Origin of the sequence: Pseudomonas sp. B7 (assembly GCF_016735645.1) — a bacterium.
GTDB lineage: Bacteria > Pseudomonadota > Gammaproteobacteria > Pseudomonadales > Pseudomonadaceae > Aquipseudomonas > Aquipseudomonas glycinae.
This window is the reverse complement of sequence record NZ_JAERRE010000018.1, coordinates 44,579-65,320: the sequence shown is the minus strand read 5'-3', so window position 1 is coordinate 65,320 and position 20,742 is coordinate 44,579. Positions and strand designations below refer to the sequence as shown.

Genomic DNA, 20,742 nt, shown 5'->3' with positions numbered 1-20,742 from the left:
AAAAGACCTTCGATGCTGGCGCGTTTCTGGCTCTGGCTGGGACGGTTACTGGGCAAAACCCTGCTGATCTTGCTGGTGATCGGTCTGATCGGCTGGGCCCTGACGACCGCCTGGTTCGCCTGGCAGCACCGTGGCCCGGTGTCGGCGCTGGAGCAGATTCCGGATGGCGAAGCCGCCATGACCCAGGATGTAATTCAGACCGCCGTGCGCATCGTCGATCAGCACCGCGAAAGCACCCGCTATCTGCGCGACGCCCATGCCAAGGCCCATGGCTGCGTGAAGGCCGATGTGCAGGTGTTGGCGGATCTGGCTCAGGAACTGCGCCAGGGCGTCTTCAGCGAACCGGGCAAGCTGTGGAAAGCGACGATGCGCCTGTCCAACGGCAACGCCTATCCGCAATTCGACAGCATCCGCGACGCCCGGGGCATGGCGCTCAAATTGCTCGATGTGCCGGGCAAGCAGTTGCTGGGGGACCGTCAGGGTCTGCACGAGCAGGATTTCGTGATGTTCAGCCATCCGAATTTCTTCGTCAGTGATGTCGCTGAATATCGTCAGAATGTGGCGGCGCAGGCTGACGGAAAGAAGGTCATGGCGTTTTTTCCGGGGTGGGATCCGCGCAGCTGGCAGATCCGACATCTGTTCATTGCGCTGGCGACCCTTTCGCCACCACCGGAAAGCCCGACCCGCACCACATATTTCTCGGTATCGCCTTACAAGTTCGGCGAGGCCAATGCCAAGTTTCGGGTGATGCCGGATCCGGAGCGCTGCCCCGCGTACACCCTGCCGAAACAGAACCAGGATCTGCCGAACTTCCTGCGCAACGCGTTGAATCAACAGCTGTCGACCGATCGAATTCCGGCGTGTTTTGTGTTGCAGATCCAGCGCCAGGACGCGAACAAGTACATGCCAATCGAAGACACCAGTATCGAATGGCGCGAGCAGGACAGCCCATTCCAGACAGTGGCGAGGATCACCCTGCCCCCGCAGGACTTCGACACCCCGGCAATGAATCTGCAATGCGACAACCTGTCGTTCAATCCCTGGTTCGGCATCGAGGCCCATCGCCCGATTGGGGGGATCAACCGCCTGCGCAAAGCGGTGTATGAAGCGGTCAGCGATTACCGCCACAGCCGCAACTCGGCGCCATAGCAGCGCCAGAAACGAAAAAAGCGACCGTCAAAGGTCGCTTTCTCATGTTCAGGCGCGGCAAAAAGCCAAATCCCGGACAGCAAAAAGCCCGCACTTGGCGGGCTTTCTGTGGTGACCTGGCGTTCAGTGTTCCAGGTACCGAATATGGCGCAGCGGACGGGACTCGAACCCGCGACCCCCGGCGTGACAGGCCGGTATTCTAACCGACTGAACTACCGCTGCGCGAAACGCTTGAAACGAATGGTGGGTGATGACGGGATCGAACCGCCGACATTCTGCTTGTAAGGCAGACGCTCTCCCAGCTGAGCTAATCACCCTTCGCTTCGTTACGGGGCGCATTATGCCACAGATTTTCGTAATGTGTTGATTTAATTGAAGTTTTTTTCAAATAAATCCGAAAACCGGTGAAACGACACATCCCGCAGGTACAACTCGAGGCAGAAAAAAACCCGCCTTGGCGGGTTTTTCCGTGGTGACCTGGCGTTCAGTGTTCCAGGTTACCGAATATGGCGCAGCGGACGGGACTCGAACCCGCGACCCCCGGCGTGACAGGCCGGTATTCTAACCGACTGAACTACCGCTGCGCTAAACACTTGAAACGAATGGTGGGTGATGACGGGATCGAACCGCCGACATTCTGCTTGTAAGGCAGACGCTCTCCCAGCTGAGCTAATCACCCTTCGCTTCGGTGTGGCGCGCATTCTACGGAGCGACCCAACCTCTGGCAAGCACTTTTTTAAATAATTTTCTTAGCCCTTCCAAAGGCTTAGAGAAGGGTTGGCCTATGACCCGGCGAAGACAATAATGCCCCCCTTTGTATAAAGGAGAGACTCACCCCATGTGGTTCAAAAACCTGCTTATCTATCGCCTGACCCAAGACCTGCCTGTCGATGCCGAGGCGCTGGAAACTGCACTGGCCACCAAACTGGCGCGTCCATGTGCAAGCCAGGAGTTGACCACTTACGGTTTTGTCGCGCCGTTCGGCAAGGGCGAAGATGCTCCACTGGTGCACGTCAGCGGTGACTTTCTGCTGATCTCCGCCCGTAAAGAAGAACGCATTCTGCCGGGCAGCGTCGTGCGTGACGCGGTCAAGGAAAAGGTCGAAGAGATCGAAGCCGAGCAGATGCGCAAGGTCTATAAGAAGGAACGCGATCAGATCAAGGATGAAATTATCCAGGCGTTCCTGCCGCGCGCCTTTATCCGCCGCTCTTCGACCTTCGCCGCCATCGCGCCGAAACAGGGCTTGATCCTGGTCAACTCGGCCAGCCCGAAACGCGCCGAAGACCTGCTCTCCACCCTGCGTGAAGTGATCGGGACCCTGCCGGTTCGCCCGCTGACCGTGAAAACCGCGCCGACCGCCGTGATGACCGAATGGGTCACCACCCAGCAAGCCGCCCCGGACTTCTTTGTGCTGGACGAGTGCGAACTGCGCGACACCCACGAAGACGGCGGCATCGTGCGTTGCAAGCGTCAGGATCTGACCAGCGAAGAAATCCAGCTGCACCTGAGCACCGGCAAGGTGGTGACTCAACTGTCGTTGGCCTGGCAGGACAAACTGTCGTTCATGCTCGACGACAAGATGACCGTCAAGCGCCTGAAGTTCGAAGATCTGTTGCAGGATCAGGCGGAACAGGACGGCGGCGACGAAGCCCTCGGCCAACTGGACGCCAGCTTCACCCTGATGATGCTGACGTTCGGCGACTTCCTGCCGGCGCTGGTTGAAGCACTGGGCGGCGAAGAGACACCGCAGGGGATCTAAGCCTCTGCGCAGTCTTTGGGTTATCTTCAAACGCCACCGCTTCGGTGGCGTTTTCACATAATAAGGAACAGGCCATGCGCGCACTGGCTGCACTGAGTCGTTTTGTCGGCAATACCTTCGCTTACTGGGTTCTGATTTTCGCGGTGATCGCGTTCCTCCAGCCGGCCTGGTTCCTCGGCCTCAAAGGCGCCATCGTGCCGCTGCTCGGGCTGGTGATGTTCGGCATGGGCCTGACCCTCAAACTCGACGACTTCGCCGCCGTCGCTCGCCATCCGTGGCGTGTGGCGCTGGGGGTCGTCGCGCATTTCGTGATCATGCCGGGGATGGCGTGGCTGCTGTGCCAGATCTTTCATTTGCCGCCGGAAATCGCCGTCGGCGTGATTCTGGTCGGTTGCTGCCCGAGCGGCACCTCCTCGAACGTCATGACCTGGCTGGCCCGTGGCGACCTGGCGCTGTCGGTGGCCATCGCCGCCGTCACCACCCTCCTCGCCCCGCTGTTGACCCCGGCGCTGATCTGGCTGCTGGCCTCGGCCTGGTTGCCGGTTTCGTTCATGGAATTGTTCTGGTCGATCCTGCAAGTGGTGCTGCTGCCGATCGTCCTCGGCGTGGTCGCGCAACGTGTGCTCGGTGACAAGGTGCGCCACGCGGTGGAAGTGTTGCCGCTGGTGTCGGTGATCAGCATCGTGATCATCGTCGCCGCCGTGGTTGCCGCCAGTCAGGCAAAAATCGCCGAATCCGGCCTGCTGATCATGGCCGTGGTGATGCTGCACAACAGCTTCGGTTATCTGCTGGGTTATTTCACCGGGCGCCTGTTCGGCCTGCCGCTGCCACAGCGCAAGTCCCTGGCGCTGGAAGTCGGCATGCAGAACTCGGGGCTGGGTGCTGCGCTGGCCAGTGCGCACTTTTCGCCACTGGCGGCGGTGCCAAGTGCATTGTTCAGTGTGTGGCACAACATTTCCGGGGCGCTGCTGTCGACCTGGTTCCGGCGGATGAGCGAAAAAGAAGACCGTGAGACGTTGGCACAACAGACGGCCGACTGATTCCGGATCGCGGTGCAGCGCACATTTTTAGGTAGTATGTGCGCCACGCGGGGACGACCCTGCGGCTCAATCGAGTTTTCAATCAGGGGACGGCCCCGTCAATCGATGGAGGTCTTCCATGTCCTGGATCATTCTGTTTTTCGCCGGCCTGTTCGAAGTCGGCTGGGCTGTCGGCCTGAAATACACCGATGGGTTCACCCGTCCGCTTCCGACCGTTCTCACCGTTGCCGCTATGGCAGTCAGCTTGGGCTTGCTGGGGCTGGCGATGAAGGAACTACCGCTGGGCACGGCTTATGCGATCTGGACCGGGGTCGGTGCCGTGGGCACGGTGATTGCCGGAATCATTTTGTTTGGCGAATCGATGGCGTTGATCCGCCTGGCCAGTGTGGCGTTGATCGTCGCAGGGCTGATCGGGCTCAAGGTCAGCGCCTGAGCCGTTGCCGCCATCCGTCAGGGATGGCGGCTTTCTTAACAACTACCTGACAGTCCCGCGCAACTCCCCGACCAACGCCTGCAACTCCGCCGGCTGCGCCGCTTCCACGGCGACCGGTGCACCCGCCACAAGCGTCACCCGCGACCACAAGCGCCGGAATACCCCTTTGTTCGGATCGCGACTGAAGAAACTCCCCCACAACCCCTGCAACGCCAGCGGAATCACCGGCACCGGCGTTTCTTCGAGAATCCGCGTCAGCCCGCCCTTGAACTCGTTGATCTCGCCATCGGCGGTCAACTTGCCCTCCGGGAAGATGCAAACCAGCTCACCGTCCTTCAGATACTGGGCAATCCGGGTGAAAGCCTTTTCGTAGATCTGAATGTCTTCCTGACGTCCGGCGATAGGAATCGTCCCCGCCGTGCGGAAGATAAAGTTCAACACCGGCAGGTTGTAGATCTTGTAGTACATGACAAAGCGAATCGGCCGACGCACCGCGCCGCCGATCAGCAAGGCATCGACGAACGAAACGTGGTTGCATACCAGCAACGCCGCGCCCTCATCGGGAATCGCCTCAAGGTTGCGATGCTCTACGCGGTACATGGAATGGCTGAGCAGCCAGATCATGAAACGCATGCTGAACTCGGGGACGATCTTGAAGATGTAGGCGTTGACGCCGATGTTCAGCAGCGACACCACCAGGAACAGCTGCGGAATCGACAGTTTCACCACACTCAACAACACGATGGTGACAATCGCCGAGACCACCATGAACAGCGCGTTGAGAATGTTGTTGGCCGCGATCACTCGCGCCCGCTCGTTCTCGGCGGTGCGTGACTGGATCAATGCGTACAACGGCACGATGTAAAAACCGCCGAAAATTCCGAGGCCCAACACATCGATCAACACCGCCCACGCATGGCCAAAACCGAGCACTTCGGTCCAGCTGTGGCCGACGGCGCTTTCCGGAATTCCACCGGAATGCCACCACAGCAACAAACCGAAAACCGTCAGCCCGAACGAGCCAAACGGCACCAGGCCGATCTCGACTTTGCGCCCGGACAGCTTCTCGCACAGCATCGAGCCCAGTGCGATACCGACCGAAAACACCGTCAGAATCAGGGTAACGACGGTTTCGTCGCCGTGCATCCACTCCTTGGCATAAGCCGGGATCTGCGTCAGATAAATCGCCCCGACGAACCAGAACCACGAGTTGCCGACAATCGAACGCGACACCGCAGGCGTCTGCCCCAGGCCGAGTTTCAAGGTCGCCCACGACTGACTGAAGATGTTCCAGTTCAGGCGCATTTCCGGGGTCGCCGCTGCTGCGCGCGGGATGCTGCGACTGGCCAGATAACCCAGCACCGCGATGCCGACAATCGCGGCGGACACCACCGGCGCGTAATTGGCCGACGACATCATCACCCCGGCCCCAATGGTCCCGGCCAGAATGGCCAGAAACGTGCCCATCTCCACCAGCCCGTTGCCGCCGACCAGTTCGTCGTCGCGCAAGGCCTGTGGCAGGATCGAATATTTCACCGGCCCGAACAGCGCCGAGTGCGTGCCCATGGCGAACAGCGCCACCAGCATCAATGACAGGTGATCGAACAGGAAGCCGACGGATCCCACGGCCATGATGGCGATTTCTGCCAGCTTGATCAGACGGATCAGCGCATCCTTGGCGAATTTTTCCCCGAACTGCCCGGCCAGCGCCGAGAACAGAAAGAACGGCAGAATAAACAGCAACGCACACAGGTTGACCCAGATCGAGCGGTCACCCTCGATGGTCAGCCGATAGAGAATGGCGAGGATCAGCGACTGCTTGAACACGTTATCGTTGAACGCGCCCAGCGACTGGGTGATGAAAAACGGCAGGAAGCGCCGGGTGCGCAGCAGGTTGAACTGTGAGGGGTGACTCATCTTCCGTGTGACCCTGTTGTTTTTGGAAAGAGAAGGTAGTCAGCGGCCTGGCTACGCTTATAAGAATCTCGAACCGCGATCCAGGCCACACATTACCTAATCTTCGCAGGTTATTTCTTCAAACCTGCAATGCACGGTGAAACAAACAGCTCGCCGCGCCACGCACCTTGCAGCGTGCGTTTGCCGACGATCAGCCACATCACCGCCAGCAACGCCACCAGCACACAACCGGCCACACTGAAGAACGTCAGGTGCAAGGTGCTGCCCAGTTTCAGGGTTGCCAGCGAATACACACCCAACGGGAAGGTGAAGCCCCACCAGCCGAGGTTGAACGGAATGCCGTCACGCAGGTAACGCAAAGTGATCAGCAGCGCCATCAACATCCACCACAGACCGAAGCCCCACAGCGTGATCCCGGCGACCAGGCCCAGGCCCGACGCCATTTCGCCGATGCCCGGCAGACCGTTGGCCGTGAAGATCGCCGGGGCGTCGCCACCCAGCAGCAACATGCCCAGGGCGCCGGTGCCGATTGGCCCCAAGGCCAGCCAGCTCGAGGCTGCCATGTTTTCGTGGGGCAGTTTGTGCAAGGCCATGCGCAGCAAGAGGATGGTCAGGATGCTGAACGCCACTGGCAGGGAAAAGGCCCAGAGCACGTAACTGGTCACCAGCACCACCAGTTGCGAGTGCGCATCAGCGAGATGCGGCACCAGCAGTCCACCGCTGGCCGCGGCCACTTCTGCCGCCACCACCGGCAGCAGCCAGACGGCGGTCATCTGATCGATGCTGTGTTCCTGACGGGTAAACATCATGTAGGGGATCAACACACCGCAGGCCAGCGACATCCCCACGTCCAGCCACCACAATGCTTCAGCTAGATGAATGACCCCGTCGCCCCAGCGCGGCAGACCGAACAGCAGAAAGCCGTTGATGATGGTCGCCAGGCCCATGGGAATGGTGCCGAAGAACATCGAAACCGTGGAGTGGCCGAAGATCCGCCGCGCCTCGTCGAAGAACAGAATCCAGCGGGCGGCGTAGGCAGCGGTAAACAGCACGAACAACAGAATGTTGAACAGCCACAGCCCTTCGGCCACGGCGCGCAGGCCGGGAATGGACACCGGCAATTGCGCCAGCGCCAACGCCAGCACGCCGGTGCCCATGGTGGCGGCGAACCAGTTCGGGGTGAATTGGCGGATCACTTCACGCGGGTGCTGAAGCTGGCTGAATGGCTTGATGCCGGGTTTGACGCTATTGGGGCAAATCATCATGAACTCCTGTCCTCAGGTGAGGTTGAGTCCATGGTAGAACTGAATCGAATATCTATATAACGGGTAATATCTCTAACTGTTATCTGCTTTGTAGATATGCGGTCAGACACTACCTTCGGTTTCGATCACCAGAATCCGCGCTGCGCCCTGAGGATGAGCGACGTGTTCAGTACCAATGGACGCGTAAAAGATGTCGCCAACGTCGAGCAAGGCCTGCTTCTCCTCACCTTCTTCGCGATAGTGCATGAGCACCTGACCGTCGAGCACCACAAACACTTCTTCACCGTCATTGACGTGCCATTTGTAAGGCTGATCGGTCCAGTGCAGGCGGGTGGTGATGCCGTTCATGTTGGCGATGTCGAGCGCGCCCCAGGCGCGCTCGGCGGTAAAGGTTTTGCTGCGGATAATCTTCATGCGTCGATCCGTGAGAAGAAGTGGGGCTGGCCAAGGCTAACCGAATCCGACGGGCTTATGGAGCGCTGCAGGTCTTCGCCGCTTGCGCCCGGAAACTCATCAACAGCGCACCGACCGCCAACACGATCAGCACTGCACCATACACATCGGTGGTGGCCAGCAGGCCCACGCTATGAGTGAAGTGCCCTGCCAGCAACGCCGGCAGGCAGAACGCCAGGTAACTCAGCACATAAAACGCCGACATCAAACCAGCCCGCTCATGGGGCAACGCCAGCGGCACCAGGCTGCGCACAGCGCCGAGAAAACCGGAGCCAAAGCCACAACCGGCCACCAGCGTGCCGAAGAAGAACAGCGACAGGCTGGCGCTGTGCACGCCCAACAGAATCAGCACGACACCGGCCGGCAGCAGACTCGCCCCGAGTTGCAGCGCGCGGGAGGCAGGACGATTGCGCAACGTGAAGATCATCAATGCACCGGTCACGGTCAGCGCCGCCACGGTCGCGCCGCCGATCAGGTTGGAGGTGGAGCCGGTGGCCGTGCGCACCAGCGACGGTGCCAGCGAGGCATAGAAGCCGCCGAGCGCCCAGGTCGCGGTGTTCAGAGGCAACACTCGCCACAGCGTCGAGCGGGCCTGAACCGGCACGTGCAGGGTCGGCCGTAACGAGGCCCACGCTCCGGCCTGCGGCGAGACGCTTTCCGGCAGGCGCCAGACATAAATGCCCTGCAACACAAACAGCGCGAGCAGCAGCCAATAGGTCAATTGCAACGGCGCCGGGGCGAATTCCGCCAGCAAACCGCAGCCCATGCCGCCCAACGCCATGCCCAGCAAAGGCGCAACGCTGTTGATCAACGGCCCCTGCTGGCGGTCAGTGTCCAGCAGTGTCGCGCTCAACACGGCGGTGGCCATGCCGGTGGCGAAACCTTGCAGCACTCGCGCGCCGATCAGCCAACCCACGCTGTCGGCATAGATGAACAACAGCATCGCCAGCGCATTGAACGTCACGGCGGTGAAGATCACCGGTTTGCGTCCCAAGTGATCCGAGAGCGACCCGACCGTCAGCAACGCGGCCAGCAGACTGAGGGCGTAGACGCCAAAAATCAGGGTCAGTACCGCTGCCGAAAAATGCAGCTGATCCTGATACAGGTGATACAACGGCGTCGGCGCAGTGGAAGCGGCGAGAAAACTCAGTAAGGTGATCGCCAGAAACCACAGGCTGGAACGGTTGGAAGCAAGGCTGGTCATGGGCACACTCCGCAAAAGCTAATTTTTTGCTTTTGCGGAGTGTGCTCTCGGCTTGCGCTTAAAGCAAATTCTTTGTGTTAAGGTCTGCCGCATGGCTATTAAAGAAGGTTTACGCCCCGGCGGTCGCAGTGCCCGGGTGCAAGAGTCGATTCACTCGGCAGTCCGCGCGCTTCTGCAAGAGCAGGAGCGCTCAACGGTGACCGTCCCGCAAATCGCGGCGCGCGCCGGCGTGACGCCATCGACGATTTATCGACGCTGGGGCGATCTAGCGGCCTTGCTGGCCGACGTCGCCCTCGCCCGCATGCGCCCCGACAGCGAGCCGGCTGAAACCGGCAGTCTGCGCAGCGATATCCGCGCGTGGGCGGAACAATATCTCGACGAAATGAGTTCGGAGCCAGGGCGCAACATGATGCGCGACGTGCAGGCGAGTGCAACGCCGGGCTACTGCGTGGCGATCATCGGCGCGCAGTTGCAGACCATCATCGAGCGCCACCCCAAGGAACCGGCGCCGAGCGTGGATCGGCTGATCAATCTGGTGGTGTCCCCGGTGGTATTTCGCATTCTGTTTTCGGCAGCGCCGCTGGAAGTCGAAGAACTGCACCGCCTGATCGACCTCGCGCTCAAACCGGACTGATCAGAACTGCCCGGTTCTGTTCCTGCGACACCCCGCCGCGCCACGACCTTGGTCGACACTGACTAACCGCCGCGCCCGTGCGAGACTGTCTGACCGGGCGCGAGTCCGGTCGTTTTCTGTCGGGAGTGTTCCATGTCGTTGTCCACCGGGCTGATCGCCGCCGTCGCCCTGGCCTATATGGCCATCATGTTCGCCATCGCCTTCTACGGCGACCGTCGCAGCACCCCGCTGCCGCCACGGGTGCGTGCCTGGGTGTACAGCCTGTCGCTGGCGGTCTATTGCACCAGCTGGACGTTCTTTGGCGCGGTCGGTCAGGCCGCCGAACAACTGTGGTCATTCCTGCCGATCTATCTCGGGCCGATCCTGCTGTTGCTCGGTGCGCCGTGGGTGCTGCAGAAAATGGTGATGATCAGCAAACAGGAGAACATCACCTCCATCGCCGACTTCATCGCCGCCCGCTACGGTAAATCCCAATCGCTGGCGGTGGTCGTCGCGCTGATCTGTCTGGTCGGCGTTCTGCCTTATATCGCTTTGCAGCTCAAAGGCATCGTCCTCGGTGTGAACCTGCTGATCGGGGCCGGCGCCGACGCCATGGGCACCCGTGCCCAGGACACGGCGCTGATCGTGTCGCTGGTGCTGGCGCTGTTCACCATCGTTTTCGGTACGCGCAACCTCGACGCCACCGAGCACCACCGCGGCATGGTGCTGGCGATTGCCTTTGAATCGCTGGTCAAACTGTTTGCCTTCCTCGCCGTCGGCGCTTTCGTCACCTATGGGCTGTATGACGGTTTCGACGACCTGTTCAATCAGGCGATGCTCGCCCCGCGCCTTGAGGAATACTGGAAAGAAACCATCAACTGGCCATCGATGGTGGTGCAGACCGGCGTGGCGATGATGGCGATCATTTGCCTGCCCCGGCAGTTTCACGTGACAGTGGTCGAGAACATCGACCCGCAGGATCTGCGCCTGGCCAAATGGGTGTTCCCGGCCTACCTCGCACTGGCTGCGCTGTTTGTAGTCCCGATCGCCCTGGCCGGTCAGATGATGCTGCCCAACTCGGTCATCCCCGACTCGTTCGTTATCAGCCTGCCATTGGCCCAGGCTCACCCGGCGCTGGCGATGCTGGCGTTTATCGGCGGTGCATCGGCGGCCACCGGCATGGTGATCGTGGCGAGTGTGGCGTTGTCGACCATGGTCTCCAACGACATGCTGTTGCCGTGGCTGCTACGCCGCAACAATGCCGAGCGCCCGTTCGAAGTGTTCCGCCAGTGGATGCTCTCGGTGCGCCGGGTCAGCATCGTGGTGATTCTGTTGCTGGCTTATGTCAGCTACCGCTTGCTCGGCTCGACTGCGAGCCTGGCGACCATCGGCCAGATTGCCTTCGCCGCGGTGACCCAACTGGCCCCGGCAATGCTCGGCGCGCTGTACTGGAAACAAGCCAACCGCCGCGGCGTGTTCGCCGGCCTCGCCGCCGGCACGTTCCTGTGGTTCTACACCCTGGTCCTGCCGATCGCGGCGCGCAGTCTCGGCTGGTCGCTGGACAGTTTCCCCGGCCTCGCCTGGCTCCACAGCAACCCGCTGAACCTGCCGATTACCCCTTTGACCCAAGGTGTAGTGCTGTCGCTGGCGGGCAACTTCACGTTGTTTGCCTGGGTCTCGGTGCTGTCCCGTACACGAGTGTCGGAGCACTGGCAGGCCGGACGTTTTATCGGTCAGGAAATCAGCGCACGGCCGAGCGCCCGCTCGATGCTGGCGGTGCAAATCGACGACCTGCTGCAACTGGCCGCACGGTTTGTCGGTGAAGAACGCGCCCGGCAGAGTTTCATTCGCTTCGCCTATCGTCAGGGCAAAGGCTTCAACCCGAATCAGAACGCTGACGGTGAATGGATCGCCCACACCGAGCGCTTGCTGGCGGGTGTTCTTGGTGCTTCTTCGACGCGAGCTGTAGTAAAAGCCGCCATCGAAGGTCGGGAAATGCAACTGGAGGACGTCGTCCGAATCGCCGACGAAGCGTCGGAAGTGTTGCAGTTCAACCGTGCGCTGCTGCAAGGCGCCATCGAAAACATTACCCAAGGCATCAGCGTGGTCGACCAATCGCTGAAACTGGTGGCATGGAACCGCCGCTATCTGGAGCTGTTCAACTATCCGGACGGTTTGATCAGCGTTGGCCGGCCGATCGCCGACATCATTCGCCACAACGCCGAGCGTGGTTTGTGCGGCCCCGGTGAAGCGGAAGTTCACGTCGCCCGGCGCCTGCACTGGATGCGTCAGGGTCGTGCTCACACTTCCGAGCGTTTGTTCCCCAACGGCCGGGTGATCGAACTGATCGGCAACCCGATGCCGGGCGGCGGTTTCGTCATGAGTTTCACCGACATCACCGCGTTCCGCGAAGCCGAACAGGCCCTGACCGAGGCTAACGAAGGGCTGGAGCAACGGGTCAGCGAACGGACCCAGGAACTGTCGCAACTCAACGTCGCACTGACCGAAGCCAAGGGCAATGCCGAGGCGGCCAACCAGTCGAAAACCCGTTTCCTCGCAGCGGTCAGCCACGACTTGATGCAGCCTTTGAACGCCGCACGCTTGTTCTCCGCCGCCCTCTCCCATCAGGCCGACGGCTTGAGCGAGGAAGCGCAGAAACTGGTGCAGCATCTGGACAGTTCGCTGCGTTCGGCCGAAGACCTGATCAGCGACCTGCTGGACATTTCCCGCCTGGAAAACGGCAAGATCAACCCGGATCGCAAGCCGTTCGCGGTCAATGAGCTGTTCGATATTCTCGGTGCCGAGTTCAAGGCACTGGCCCAGGAACAAGGCCTGAGTTTCCGGGTACGTGGCAGTCAGCTGCGCATCGACAGCGACATCAAGTTGCTGCGACGGATTCTGCAGAATTTCCTGACCAACGCGTTCCGCTACGCAAAAGGCCCGGTGCTGCTGGGCGTGCGTCGGCGTAAAGGCGAAATCTGTCTGGAAGTGTGGGATCGCGGTCCGGGGATTCCGGAGGACAAACAGCAAGTGATCTTCGAGGAATTCAAACGCCTCGACAGTCACCAGACCCGCGCCGAAAAAGGTCTGGGCCTGGGCCTGGCGATCGCCGATGGCCTGTGCCGCGTACTCGGCCACACCTTGCGTGTGCGCTCATGGCCGGGGCGCGGCAGCGTGTTCAGCGTTCGTGTGCCGTTGGCCAAAGCGCAGACCGTGCAGCCAACCGCGGCGGTGGAAATAAACGGTAAATTGCACAGCGGCGCGCAGGTGCTGTGCATCGACAACGAAGACAGCATTCTGATCGGCATGAACAGCCTGCTCACGCGCTGGGGCTGTCAGGTGTGGACGGCGCGCAACCGCGAAGAATGCGCGGCACTGCTCGACGAGGGCGTGCGCCCACAGTTGGCACTGGTGGACTATCACCTGGATCACGGCGAAACCGGCACCGAGTTGATGGCGTGGTTGCGCACAAGGCTGGGCGAGCCGGTGCCGGGCGTGGTGATCAGCGCCGACGGGCATCCGGAAACCGTGGCCCAGGTGCACGCGGCGGGGCTGGATTACCTGGCCAAACCGGTGAAACCGGCGGCGTTGCGGGCGTTGTTGAGTCGCTACTTGCCGCTCTAGCAGAGCGGCTTATTCAGGCAGCTCAACCAGGCCGTCGGCGTCGGTCATCGCGCGTTCCAGCAGATCCGCCGGCAGGCTTTTGCTGGCCCGCGCGCCGAGCAACTTGAGCTGTTCGCTGCGGCTGACCAGGTTGCCGCGCCCTTCCGTCAGCTTGTTGCGCGCCGCGCTGTAGGCCTTGTCCAGTTGCTGCAAGCGATTGCCGACTTCGTCCAGATCCTGAATGAACAACACGAACTTGTCGTACAGCCAGCCGGCGCGCTCGGCGATTTCCCGGGCATTCTGGCTCTGGCGTTCCTGCTTCCACAGACTGTCGATGACCCGCAGCGTTGCCAGCAGTGTGGTCGGGCTGACAATCACGATGTTGCGGTCGAAGGCTTCCTGAAACAGCGCCGGCTCAGCCTGCAACGCAGCGGAAAACGCCGCTTCGATGGGCACGAACAGCAAGACGAAATCGAGGCTGTGCAAGCCTTCCAGACGTTTGTAATCCTTGCCGGCCAGGCCTTTGACGTGGCTGCGCAGGGACAGCACGTGCTGTTTCATGGCGATCTGGCCGATGGCCTCGTCCTCCGCCGCCACGTATTGCTGATAGGCGGTGAGGCTGACCTTGGAGTCGACCACCACCTGCTTGTCGCCCGGCAGGTAAATGATCACGTCCGGCTGGAAACGCTCGCCATCCGGCCCCTTGAGATTGACCTGGGTCTGGTACTCGCGCCCCTTCTCCAGCCCGGCATGCTCAAGCACGCGCTCGAGAATCAGCTCGCCCCAGTTGCCCTGGGTTTTCTGGCCCTTCAGAGCGCGGGTCAGGTTGGTCGCTTCATCGCTCAGGCGCAGGTTCAGTTGTTGCAAGCGTTCCAGTTCCTTGGCCAGCGAAAAACGCTCGCGGGCTTCGGCCTGGTAGCTTTCCTCGACGCGTTTTTCGAACGACTGGATGCGCTCCTTCAACGGATCGAGCAATTGGCCGAGGCGTTGCTGGCTGGTTTCGGCGAAACGTTGCTCACGCTCATCGAAGATCTTGCCGGCCAGTTCGGCGAACTGCGCGCGCAGCTCGTCGCGGGAACCTTGCAGGTCATCCAGGCGTTGTTGATGGCTTTCCTGTTGCTCGCGCAACTCGGCATTCAGCGAAGCGGCCTGGGCGTCCAGGCGGCGCAATTCAGCTTCCTTGTTGGCGCGCTCGAGGTTCCAGGCGTGGGCGGCGTCACGGGCGTCATCGCGCTCGATCTGCAGCAGCTCGACTTCCCGGCGCACGGCGGCGAGATCCGCCTGCTTGGCGGCATTGGCCTGGCCGAGGTCGGCGATTTCATCGCGGCAGGCTTCAAGTTGAGCAGTCAGGCCATCCTGGGCCATCTGCGCCATGGCCAGCCGCTCTTCGAGCAACGCGACTTCAGACTGGTTCTGACTGGCCCGACGTTGCAGTTGCCAGGCCAGTGCCAGCAGCGGCACCGCCGCACCTGCCAGCCCCAGCAGGATGCTGGTCAAGTCCATCGCCATAGTGATTCCCGCCAATCCGATAAAGCCTGAAGGTTAACCAAGGCGTCTGGTCTTGGACAGCTCAGTCTTCGATCAGGCCGAGTTCCTGTTGCGCGCGTCGGTCACCGGCACGGGCGGCCTGGCGCAGCAGGTCCTGGCCGATCCGCCGATCCCGGGCATTGCCGCACTCGCGGCACATCAACTGGCCGAGGCGACTTTGTGCGGCAACCACCCCTTCCCGGGCCGGTTGCTTGAGCAGGCGGCCGGCGAGGTGCTTGGCATTCTGGCTGTCGCCCAGGCGCGGGCTGTCCAGCAGCCATTCGGCCACGCGCACGGAAAATCGCTTGGGAGCGGTAACACGAGGGGGTTGGGAGGTAACAGAGTCTGTAGCTGAACGAAACTTCATAAAGCACTGTGGGGCAGATCGGAAGGCGCGCCACTCTACTCTTTTTTTCGCACAGGTAAAGTCGAAAAAACCCGGCACGCCCGTGCTAGAGCAAGCGCTCGGGACAATCCACAGAAGCTGTGGATAACTCAGTGGACAACCGTCCTCCATTCGCCGCAAAGCCTTGTGGAATGGGGCTCTCAGTCAAACTGACGATTTTTTCACCAGTAAAAAAAAGCGATGTTTTTCATTGACTTAAACTTTCGTTACAGGCAGCCACCGGGGTCAGGATCGTTATGACAGCGCCGTTACAGTCTGCGCAACTAATGTGCACAATTACCTGTTACGCGGTTATATCGATGCGCCTTTTCGGGTCGTTTTGGCATTCGGCCTGGGGATAGGCCTCTGCGTCGAGCTTCCGCGCCTGCCAGAGTTGTGGCGACCGACGGTCATGATCTGAACCGGATCGGGGCAAGTTTCAAGGCCTGGGCGATATCTCGGGATTTTTTTGTTCAGCGGGTTTGCCTTCTTTGGAGCGTTCGGTTAGTATCCGCGGCGTTAGTACCAAGCTGAAAGTCAATTCCGGTCGAATACACCCCCACGGTAAAGGTTCTCTCACAGAAGCCTTCACCGAAAAAAGCGGGATCGACCCCTCGATGGTTTCCAGGTAAATCTTGCGACAACACAGCCTTTGAATCGAATGCAAAGGGTGTTGCGAAGACCACTGACTCTGACCGAACCAACCTGCAAATTGATCAGGATCTTCACCCCGGGCCCAGAACCTCTGCCCTCGATGTGTTGCCTGTCCTCCTAAGTACCTACCTGCCAGCCCAAGCGCGCCAACTTTTATAGCGCTCGAACTGGCTGCCTTGTTCCAGTCGGGTTCTTCGTTCGACCAATGGTGGTTGACGTTACTGGAACGTTTTAACGTTGCACGGTTCTTATCCGTGTCATTTGTAGGAACACCTAATAACTATGTCGACTCAAATCCAGACTCAGGATGCCATTCGCACCCTAACCAACGCTTTTGCCCCAATGAACTGCCTGATCATGGCCGCTCGCAAAGGCTGCTTCAGCTTCACCGTGGTCAATGAACACGGGATCGCCCGCCACAGCGAGCGTCTGTACCCCGATCAATACTCCAGCGCCGAACCGCTGCAGGCCGTGATTGATCGCACCCGTCAGGCATTGATCGCCTGAGAGGCCGAAATGGCTGCAAAAGCAAAAGCCCCGCTGAAAATGCGGGGCTTTTTATTGCCCGATATTTCACCCTTACCCTTTTCGCTTAAGCACCAACCGATATAACGGTTATAACGCGTCACCGGAAATATTTTAAAAACAGGCCTTTACGTCGCGAATATGACACTACACTTCAACTCAAGCGGCGTGATCCGCTTCCGGCGAGCCTGAGTCGATCCACAGCTGCCAAGCTCCCCTTCAGGTCTCGCCGCCCGAATAACAAGATCCGAGGGTTTTATGGGTATCGCTGCCAGCGAACTGTGCCGCTACGTGATCCGTCCTACGCTGATCTACCTGGGACGCCACTGCGCAACTGCCGAATCCCTTCTGCTGGGCATTGCCGCCAGCCAGTCCGCCCTCGGTTCCGCCCTGCATGACCGCCGTGGCCACGGCCTGTACCGGATTGCCGAACACCGTCATCAGGCCCTCTGGGACCATTACCTGGCGCTGGATCCGGAACGCGCCAGCCTGGTGCGCGGCCTCGCCAGCCAACATGCATTTCTCAGCGGGCCGCACCTCGAACTGACCGTCAACCTGCGTTACGCCACGGCCATCGCCTGGCTGCTGGTGGAAGAACAAAACCCCATCCTCCCCGAGCCGGACGATCTGCTGGGCATGGCGCGCATCTGGCGTCAGACCTTCCAGCCTCAAGGTCGTCTGCGCGATTTCACCTGCGCCTGGCAAACCTGTGTTTCACCGCTGAATCAGGTCGCTTGCTGACCCACCGGTTTTGCAACATCGCCCAACGAGTAGCGAATCTGGTCGGATTGTCCTACAAAACCGCTCTAACTCAAGGCATACGGACTATAGCGCCGGGACGAAAATGTTGGTAATTTTCGCCCCGGTGATCACCAGGAGTTCTAATAATGAAAAAAGTCATGCTCAAAACCACCCTTAGCCTTGCCGTAACCGTGGCATCCACCCAGATCTTCGCGGCTGGCTTTGCCATCAACGAACACAGCATCAGCGGGATGGGGACTGGGTACGCCGGGCGATCTTCTTCTGCCGACGACGCAAGCACTGTTTACGGCAACCCTGCCGGCATGTCGCGCATCACGCGCGAACAAGTCACCGGTGGCGTTGCATTCCTCGATGCAAAAACCGATATCAGCGACGCCAGCTCCAGCCCGAACGGCGGCAGCAACAAAGGCGACATGGTGCCCTTCACCTCCGTACCTATGGGCTACTACGTCAAGCCGATCGACGAGCATTGGGCATTCGGTCTGGGTGTGTACGTACCCTTCGGCCTGATCACCGACTATGAAAACGGCTTCGCAGGCCGTTACTTCGGCAGCAAGTCCGAAGTCAAGATCATTACCTTCCAGCCAACCGTCAGCTACAAGTTCAACGACGTCGTGTCGATCGGTTTCGGCCCGACCATCAACCGTATCGACGGCTCGCTTGAATCCAACCTGTCGATCACCCAGGCTGCGCCGGACGGCAAGGTCAAGATCAAGGGTGACGACACCGCACTGGGCTACAACATCGGGGTGCTGGTACAGGCTACCGACAGCACTCGCCTGGGTCTGACCTACCACTCGAAAGTCGACTACAAGCTCGAAGGCAACACCAAGGTCAACTACGGTGTGCTGGGCGCGATCGGCCTGGGTGCGAACCAGAAGTACGACGCTTCGCTGAAGATCACCACGCCTGAATCCGTGGACCTCTCGGTCACCCAGGCGATCAACGATCGCTGGAACGTCTACGCCGGTACCACCTGGACCCGCTGGAGCCAGCTGGAAAAGATCACCGTCAAGAACTCCGGCGTTCAGCCACTGCTGGCTGGCCAGTTCGGCGAGATCACCGAAGAACAGAACTGGCATGACACCTGGGCGTACGCCATCGGTACGTCCTACCAACTGAACAAGGAATGGGTACTGCGTACCGGTCTGACGTTCGACCAGTCGCCGACCAACAACGTCGACCGTTCGCCACGCATACCGACCGGCGACCGGACCATCTTCAGTATCGGTGCCGGCTGGAGCCCGACCGAAGACCTGACCATCGACGTTGCCTACTCGTACCTGAAGGAAGAGAAGGTCAACATTCGCAACACAAACGATCGTGGCCAGAGCTACAACTCGCAGTATGAAAACTCGGCAAACGGCTTCGGTGTCGGCGCAACCTACCGCTTCTGATGCTGCACGGCGAGGCTAACCCCTCGCCATAAAAAGCCCCGCTCTCTTCACAGAGGCGGGGCTTTTTGATGGGTGTCGATCAGGGTTTCAGCGGCTGGGAGGCAATGGCTTTCTCGATGGCTGCCAGAAATTCCGGATCATCCGGTTTGGTCAGGCTGGAGAAGTTGGCAATCACCTTGCCCTGGCGGTCGATGACGTATTTGTAGAAATTCCACTTCGGTGCACTGCTCTGCCTGGCCAGCACCTGGAACAAGTGAGTCGCATCGTCGCCCCGGACCTTCTGCGGCTCGGTCATGGTGAACGTTACGCCGTAGTTGGCGTAGCAGACCTTGGCGGTCTCGGCGCTGTCCTTGGACTCCTGCTTGAAGTCATTGGACGGTACGCCGAGCATTTCCAGGCCCTGGGCCTTGTAGCGCTGATTGAGCGCCTCCAGCCCCTCGAACTGCGGCGCGAAACCACAGAAGCTGGCCGTGTTGATCACTACCAGCGGTTTGTCGGCGTAACGCTGACACAGGTCGATGGATTCCTTGGCCCGCAACTTGGGCAACGAACCTTGCAACAGATCCGGACAATCCGCGGCCTGAGCCAGTCCGGTCAACGCCATCAGCAACGCGGGAACAGCACACCAGCGCTTGAGCATGTCGGGCATCCTTGAGCAATCGTCAGACCTCGACGTTACTCGCCCTCCCGCCGATCTAGCAAGCACCCATGCCCAACTGCATCAGCGCCAGCCCGCCCTGATGCCAGCCCCACCACACCAGCGCCAGCAACGCGGCGCCGAGTGCGGTGACGACGATCTGCGGCCAGAAACGGTTCATGCAGCGCTCGCACGCGGTTGCAGGCGCTCGACCGGACGCTCGCGCACCGGCCAGTTCAGCGCTGCCGCCAACAGGCTCAAGAGAATCGCCACTTGCCAGATCAAGTCATAACTCCCGGTCCGGTCATACACCACCCCGCCCAGCCAGCCGCCGAGGAACGAACCCAACTGATGGAACAGGAACACGATCCCACCGAGCATGGACAGGTTTCGCACGCCGAACAAGGTCGCCACCGTACCGTTGGTCAATGGCACCGTGGACAGCCAAAGAAAGCCCATGGCCATACCGAACAGATAGGCCGAGGTCGTCGTCACCGGCAACCACAGGAACAGCACGATCACCACGGCGCGCAGCAGATAGAGCCCGGTCAGCAGACGCGGCTTGGACATGCGCCCACCGAGCCAACCGGCGGTGTACGTGCCGAAGATATTGAACAGACCGATCAACGCCAGCACCGTGGTGCCGACACTCGCCGGCAGGTGCTGATCGACCAGATACGCTGGCAAGTGCACGCCAATGAACACAACTTGAAATCCGCAGACGAAGAAGCCGAACGCAAGCAGCCAGAACCCGGAGTGCGAACACGCCTCGCGCAAGGCTTCGGACAGGGTTTGTTCATGGCCGAGCACCGGCAGCGGCTTGTCCTTGAGCATGCTCACCAGCGGCACGATCAGCGCCACCAGCAAGCCCAGTACCAGCAACGCCGCCGACCAGCCGAGCCAGCCGATCAGCCCGAGGGTACCCGGCAGCATGGCGAACTGGCCGAAAGAACCGGCAGCACTGGCGATGCCCATGCCCATGCTGCGTTTCTCCGGCGGCACAGCGCGGCCGACCACGCCGAGGATGACCGAGAACGAGGTGCCGGACAGACCGATACCGATCAGCAGGCCAGCGCTCAGGGACAAGCCCAACGCGGTTTCCGACAGGCCCATGAACACCAGGCCCAAGGCGTAGAGCACCCCGCCGATCAGCACCACTTTCGCAGCGCCAAAGCGGTCGGCCAGCGCGCCGGTAAACGGTTGCGCCAGGCCCCAGATCAGGTTCTGCAAGGCGATGGCGAAGGCGAACACTTCACGGCCCCAGCCGAACTGGGCGCTCATCGGCGACAGAAACAAACCGAAGCCGTGCCGCACGCCCAATGACAACGCCAGAATCAGCGCGCTCCCCAGCAACACCCAACCGCACGTACGCCACATCGAACTCATTGTTATTCTCCAGTCGCGGGTATATACCCGCTT

At 60.6% G+C, this 20,742-nt stretch carries 18 protein-coding genes and 4 tRNA genes; 9 read left to right on the top strand and 13 right to left on the bottom strand.

Annotation, left to right across the window (positions count from 1 at the left end):
* The first annotated feature begins 12 nt into the window (after window positions 1–12).
* Complete coding sequence (locus tag JKA62_RS28290; RefSeq protein WP_201820502.1) at window positions 13–1,149, top strand: catalase family protein; 1,137 nt, start codon at window positions 13–15, stop codon at window positions 1,147–1,149.
* A gap of 145 nt (window positions 1,150–1,294) precedes the next feature.
* On the opposite strand, the gene JKA62_RS28285 is transcribed toward JKA62_RS28290, so the two are convergent.
* The 4 genes from JKA62_RS28285 to JKA62_RS28270 form a co-directional block, all read right to left on the bottom strand.
* Window positions 1,295–1,371: transfer RNA gene (locus JKA62_RS28285), tRNA-Asp, on the bottom strand.
* A gap of 19 nt (window positions 1,372–1,390) precedes the next feature.
* Window positions 1,391–1,466: transfer RNA gene (locus tag JKA62_RS28280), tRNA-Val, on the bottom strand.
* Between the two features lie 190 nt (window positions 1,467–1,656).
* Window positions 1,657–1,733: transfer RNA gene (locus JKA62_RS28275), tRNA-Asp, on the bottom strand.
* Window positions 1,734–1,752: 19 nt separating this feature from the next.
* Window positions 1,753–1,828, bottom strand: a tRNA-Val gene (locus tag JKA62_RS28270).
* Between the two features lie 159 nt (window positions 1,829–1,987).
* Here JKA62_RS28270 and rdgC point away from each other — a divergent pair.
* The 3 genes from rdgC to sugE all read left to right on the top strand — a co-directional run bounded on the left by rdgC (window position 1,988) and on the right by sugE (window position 4,381).
* The gene (gene rdgC / locus JKA62_RS28265; RefSeq protein WP_007950430.1) at window positions 1,988–2,908 is read left to right on the top strand and encodes a recombination-associated protein RdgC; all 921 of its coding nucleotides are present in this window, start codon (window positions 1,988–1,990) and stop codon (window positions 2,906–2,908) included.
* 74 nt (window positions 2,909–2,982) lie between these two features.
* A complete protein-coding gene (locus JKA62_RS28260; RefSeq protein WP_201820489.1) occupies window positions 2,983–3,948 on the top strand; it encodes a bile acid:sodium symporter family protein in 966 nt (321 codons plus the stop codon).
* 118 nt (window positions 3,949–4,066) lie between these two features.
* Complete coding sequence (sugE, locus tag JKA62_RS28255) at window positions 4,067–4,381, top strand: quaternary ammonium compound efflux SMR transporter SugE (protein WP_011333160.1); 315 nt, start codon at window positions 4,067–4,069, stop codon at window positions 4,379–4,381.
* 42 nt (window positions 4,382–4,423) lie between these two features.
* Here the strand turns inward: sugE and JKA62_RS28250 are convergent, their stop codons facing one another.
* The 4 genes from JKA62_RS28250 to JKA62_RS28235 all read right to left on the bottom strand — a co-directional run bounded on the left by JKA62_RS28250 (window position 4,424) and on the right by JKA62_RS28235 (window position 9,220).
* Complete coding sequence (locus JKA62_RS28250) at window positions 4,424–6,298, bottom strand: MFS transporter (RefSeq protein WP_011333159.1); 1,875 nt, start codon at window positions 6,296–6,298, stop codon at window positions 4,424–4,426.
* A 110-nt stretch (window positions 6,299–6,408) separates the two neighbouring features.
* Window positions 6,409–7,560, bottom strand: a complete 1,152-nt coding sequence (locus tag JKA62_RS28245) for a TDT family transporter (protein ID WP_201820487.1) — start codon at window positions 7,558–7,560, stop codon at window positions 6,409–6,411.
* A gap of 105 nt (window positions 7,561–7,665) precedes the next feature.
* Window positions 7,666–7,977, bottom strand: a complete 312-nt coding sequence (locus tag JKA62_RS28240; protein WP_127797353.1) for a cupin — start codon at window positions 7,975–7,977, stop codon at window positions 7,666–7,668.
* 55 nt (window positions 7,978–8,032) lie between these two features.
* A complete protein-coding gene (locus tag JKA62_RS28235; protein WP_011333156.1) occupies window positions 8,033–9,220 on the bottom strand; it encodes an MFS transporter in 1,188 nt (395 codons plus the stop codon).
* A 91-nt stretch (window positions 9,221–9,311) separates the two neighbouring features.
* Here JKA62_RS28235 and JKA62_RS28230 point away from each other — a divergent pair, with 91 nt between their 5' ends.
* Window positions 9,312–9,854: a TetR/AcrR family transcriptional regulator gene (locus tag JKA62_RS28230; RefSeq protein ID WP_011333155.1), complete on the top strand. Its 543-nt coding sequence runs from the start codon at window positions 9,312–9,314 to the stop codon at window positions 9,852–9,854.
* Between the two features lie 132 nt (window positions 9,855–9,986).
* Window positions 9,987–13,457 (top strand): hybrid sensor histidine kinase/response regulator, encoded by a 3,471-nt coding sequence (locus tag JKA62_RS28225; RefSeq protein WP_011333154.1) that lies wholly within the window; start codon window positions 9,987–9,989, stop codon window positions 13,455–13,457.
* 9 nt (window positions 13,458–13,466) lie between these two features.
* Here the strand turns inward: JKA62_RS28225 and rmuC are convergent, their stop codons facing one another.
* Window positions 13,467–14,831 carry a DNA recombination protein RmuC gene (gene rmuC / locus JKA62_RS28220; protein WP_201820498.1) on the bottom strand — a complete coding sequence of 455 codons (1,365 nt, stop codon included), beginning with the start codon at window positions 14,829–14,831 and terminating at the stop codon, window positions 13,467–13,469.
* 175 nt (window positions 14,832–15,006) lie between these two features.
* A complete protein-coding gene (locus JKA62_RS28215) occupies window positions 15,007–15,330 on the bottom strand; it encodes a hypothetical protein (protein ID WP_011333152.1) in 324 nt (107 codons plus the stop codon).
* Between the two features lie 954 nt (window positions 15,331–16,284).
* Between JKA62_RS28215 and JKA62_RS28210 the strand changes: the two genes are divergently transcribed.
* The 3 genes from JKA62_RS28210 (at window position 16,285) to JKA62_RS28200 (ending at window position 18,686) form a co-directional block, all read left to right on the top strand.
* Window positions 16,285–16,509 carry a hypothetical protein gene (locus JKA62_RS28210; protein ID WP_007950419.1) on the top strand — a complete coding sequence of 75 codons (225 nt, stop codon included), beginning with the start codon at window positions 16,285–16,287 and terminating at the stop codon, window positions 16,507–16,509.
* A gap of 276 nt (window positions 16,510–16,785) precedes the next feature.
* Window positions 16,786–17,268, top strand: coding sequence for a hypothetical protein (locus JKA62_RS28205; RefSeq protein ID WP_011333151.1), 483 nt, complete (start codon window positions 16,786–16,788; stop codon window positions 17,266–17,268).
* Between the two features lie 146 nt (window positions 17,269–17,414).
* Window positions 17,415–18,686: an OmpP1/FadL family transporter gene (locus JKA62_RS28200; protein WP_011333150.1), complete on the top strand. Its 1,272-nt coding sequence runs from the start codon at window positions 17,415–17,417 to the stop codon at window positions 18,684–18,686.
* Between the two features lie 79 nt (window positions 18,687–18,765).
* Here the strand turns inward: JKA62_RS28200 and JKA62_RS28195 are convergent, their stop codons facing one another.
* From JKA62_RS28195 to JKA62_RS28190, 3 genes are read right to left on the bottom strand one after another with little or no spacing between them, the layout of a single operon-like run.
* Entirely contained in the window at window positions 18,766–19,326 is a 561-nt protein-coding gene (locus tag JKA62_RS28195) for a glutathione peroxidase (RefSeq protein WP_085682922.1), read from the bottom strand.
* 55 nt (window positions 19,327–19,381) lie between these two features.
* Window positions 19,382–19,504, bottom strand: a complete 123-nt coding sequence (locus tag JKA62_RS29050; RefSeq protein WP_007950415.1) for a hypothetical protein — start codon at window positions 19,502–19,504, stop codon at window positions 19,382–19,384.
* Window positions 19,501–20,709, bottom strand: a complete 1,209-nt coding sequence (locus JKA62_RS28190) for an MFS transporter (RefSeq protein WP_039769832.1) — start codon at window positions 20,707–20,709, stop codon at window positions 19,501–19,503. The genes JKA62_RS29050 and JKA62_RS28190 overlap by 4 nt, the downstream gene beginning before the upstream one ends.
* Window positions 20,710–20,742 lie beyond the last annotated feature (33 nt).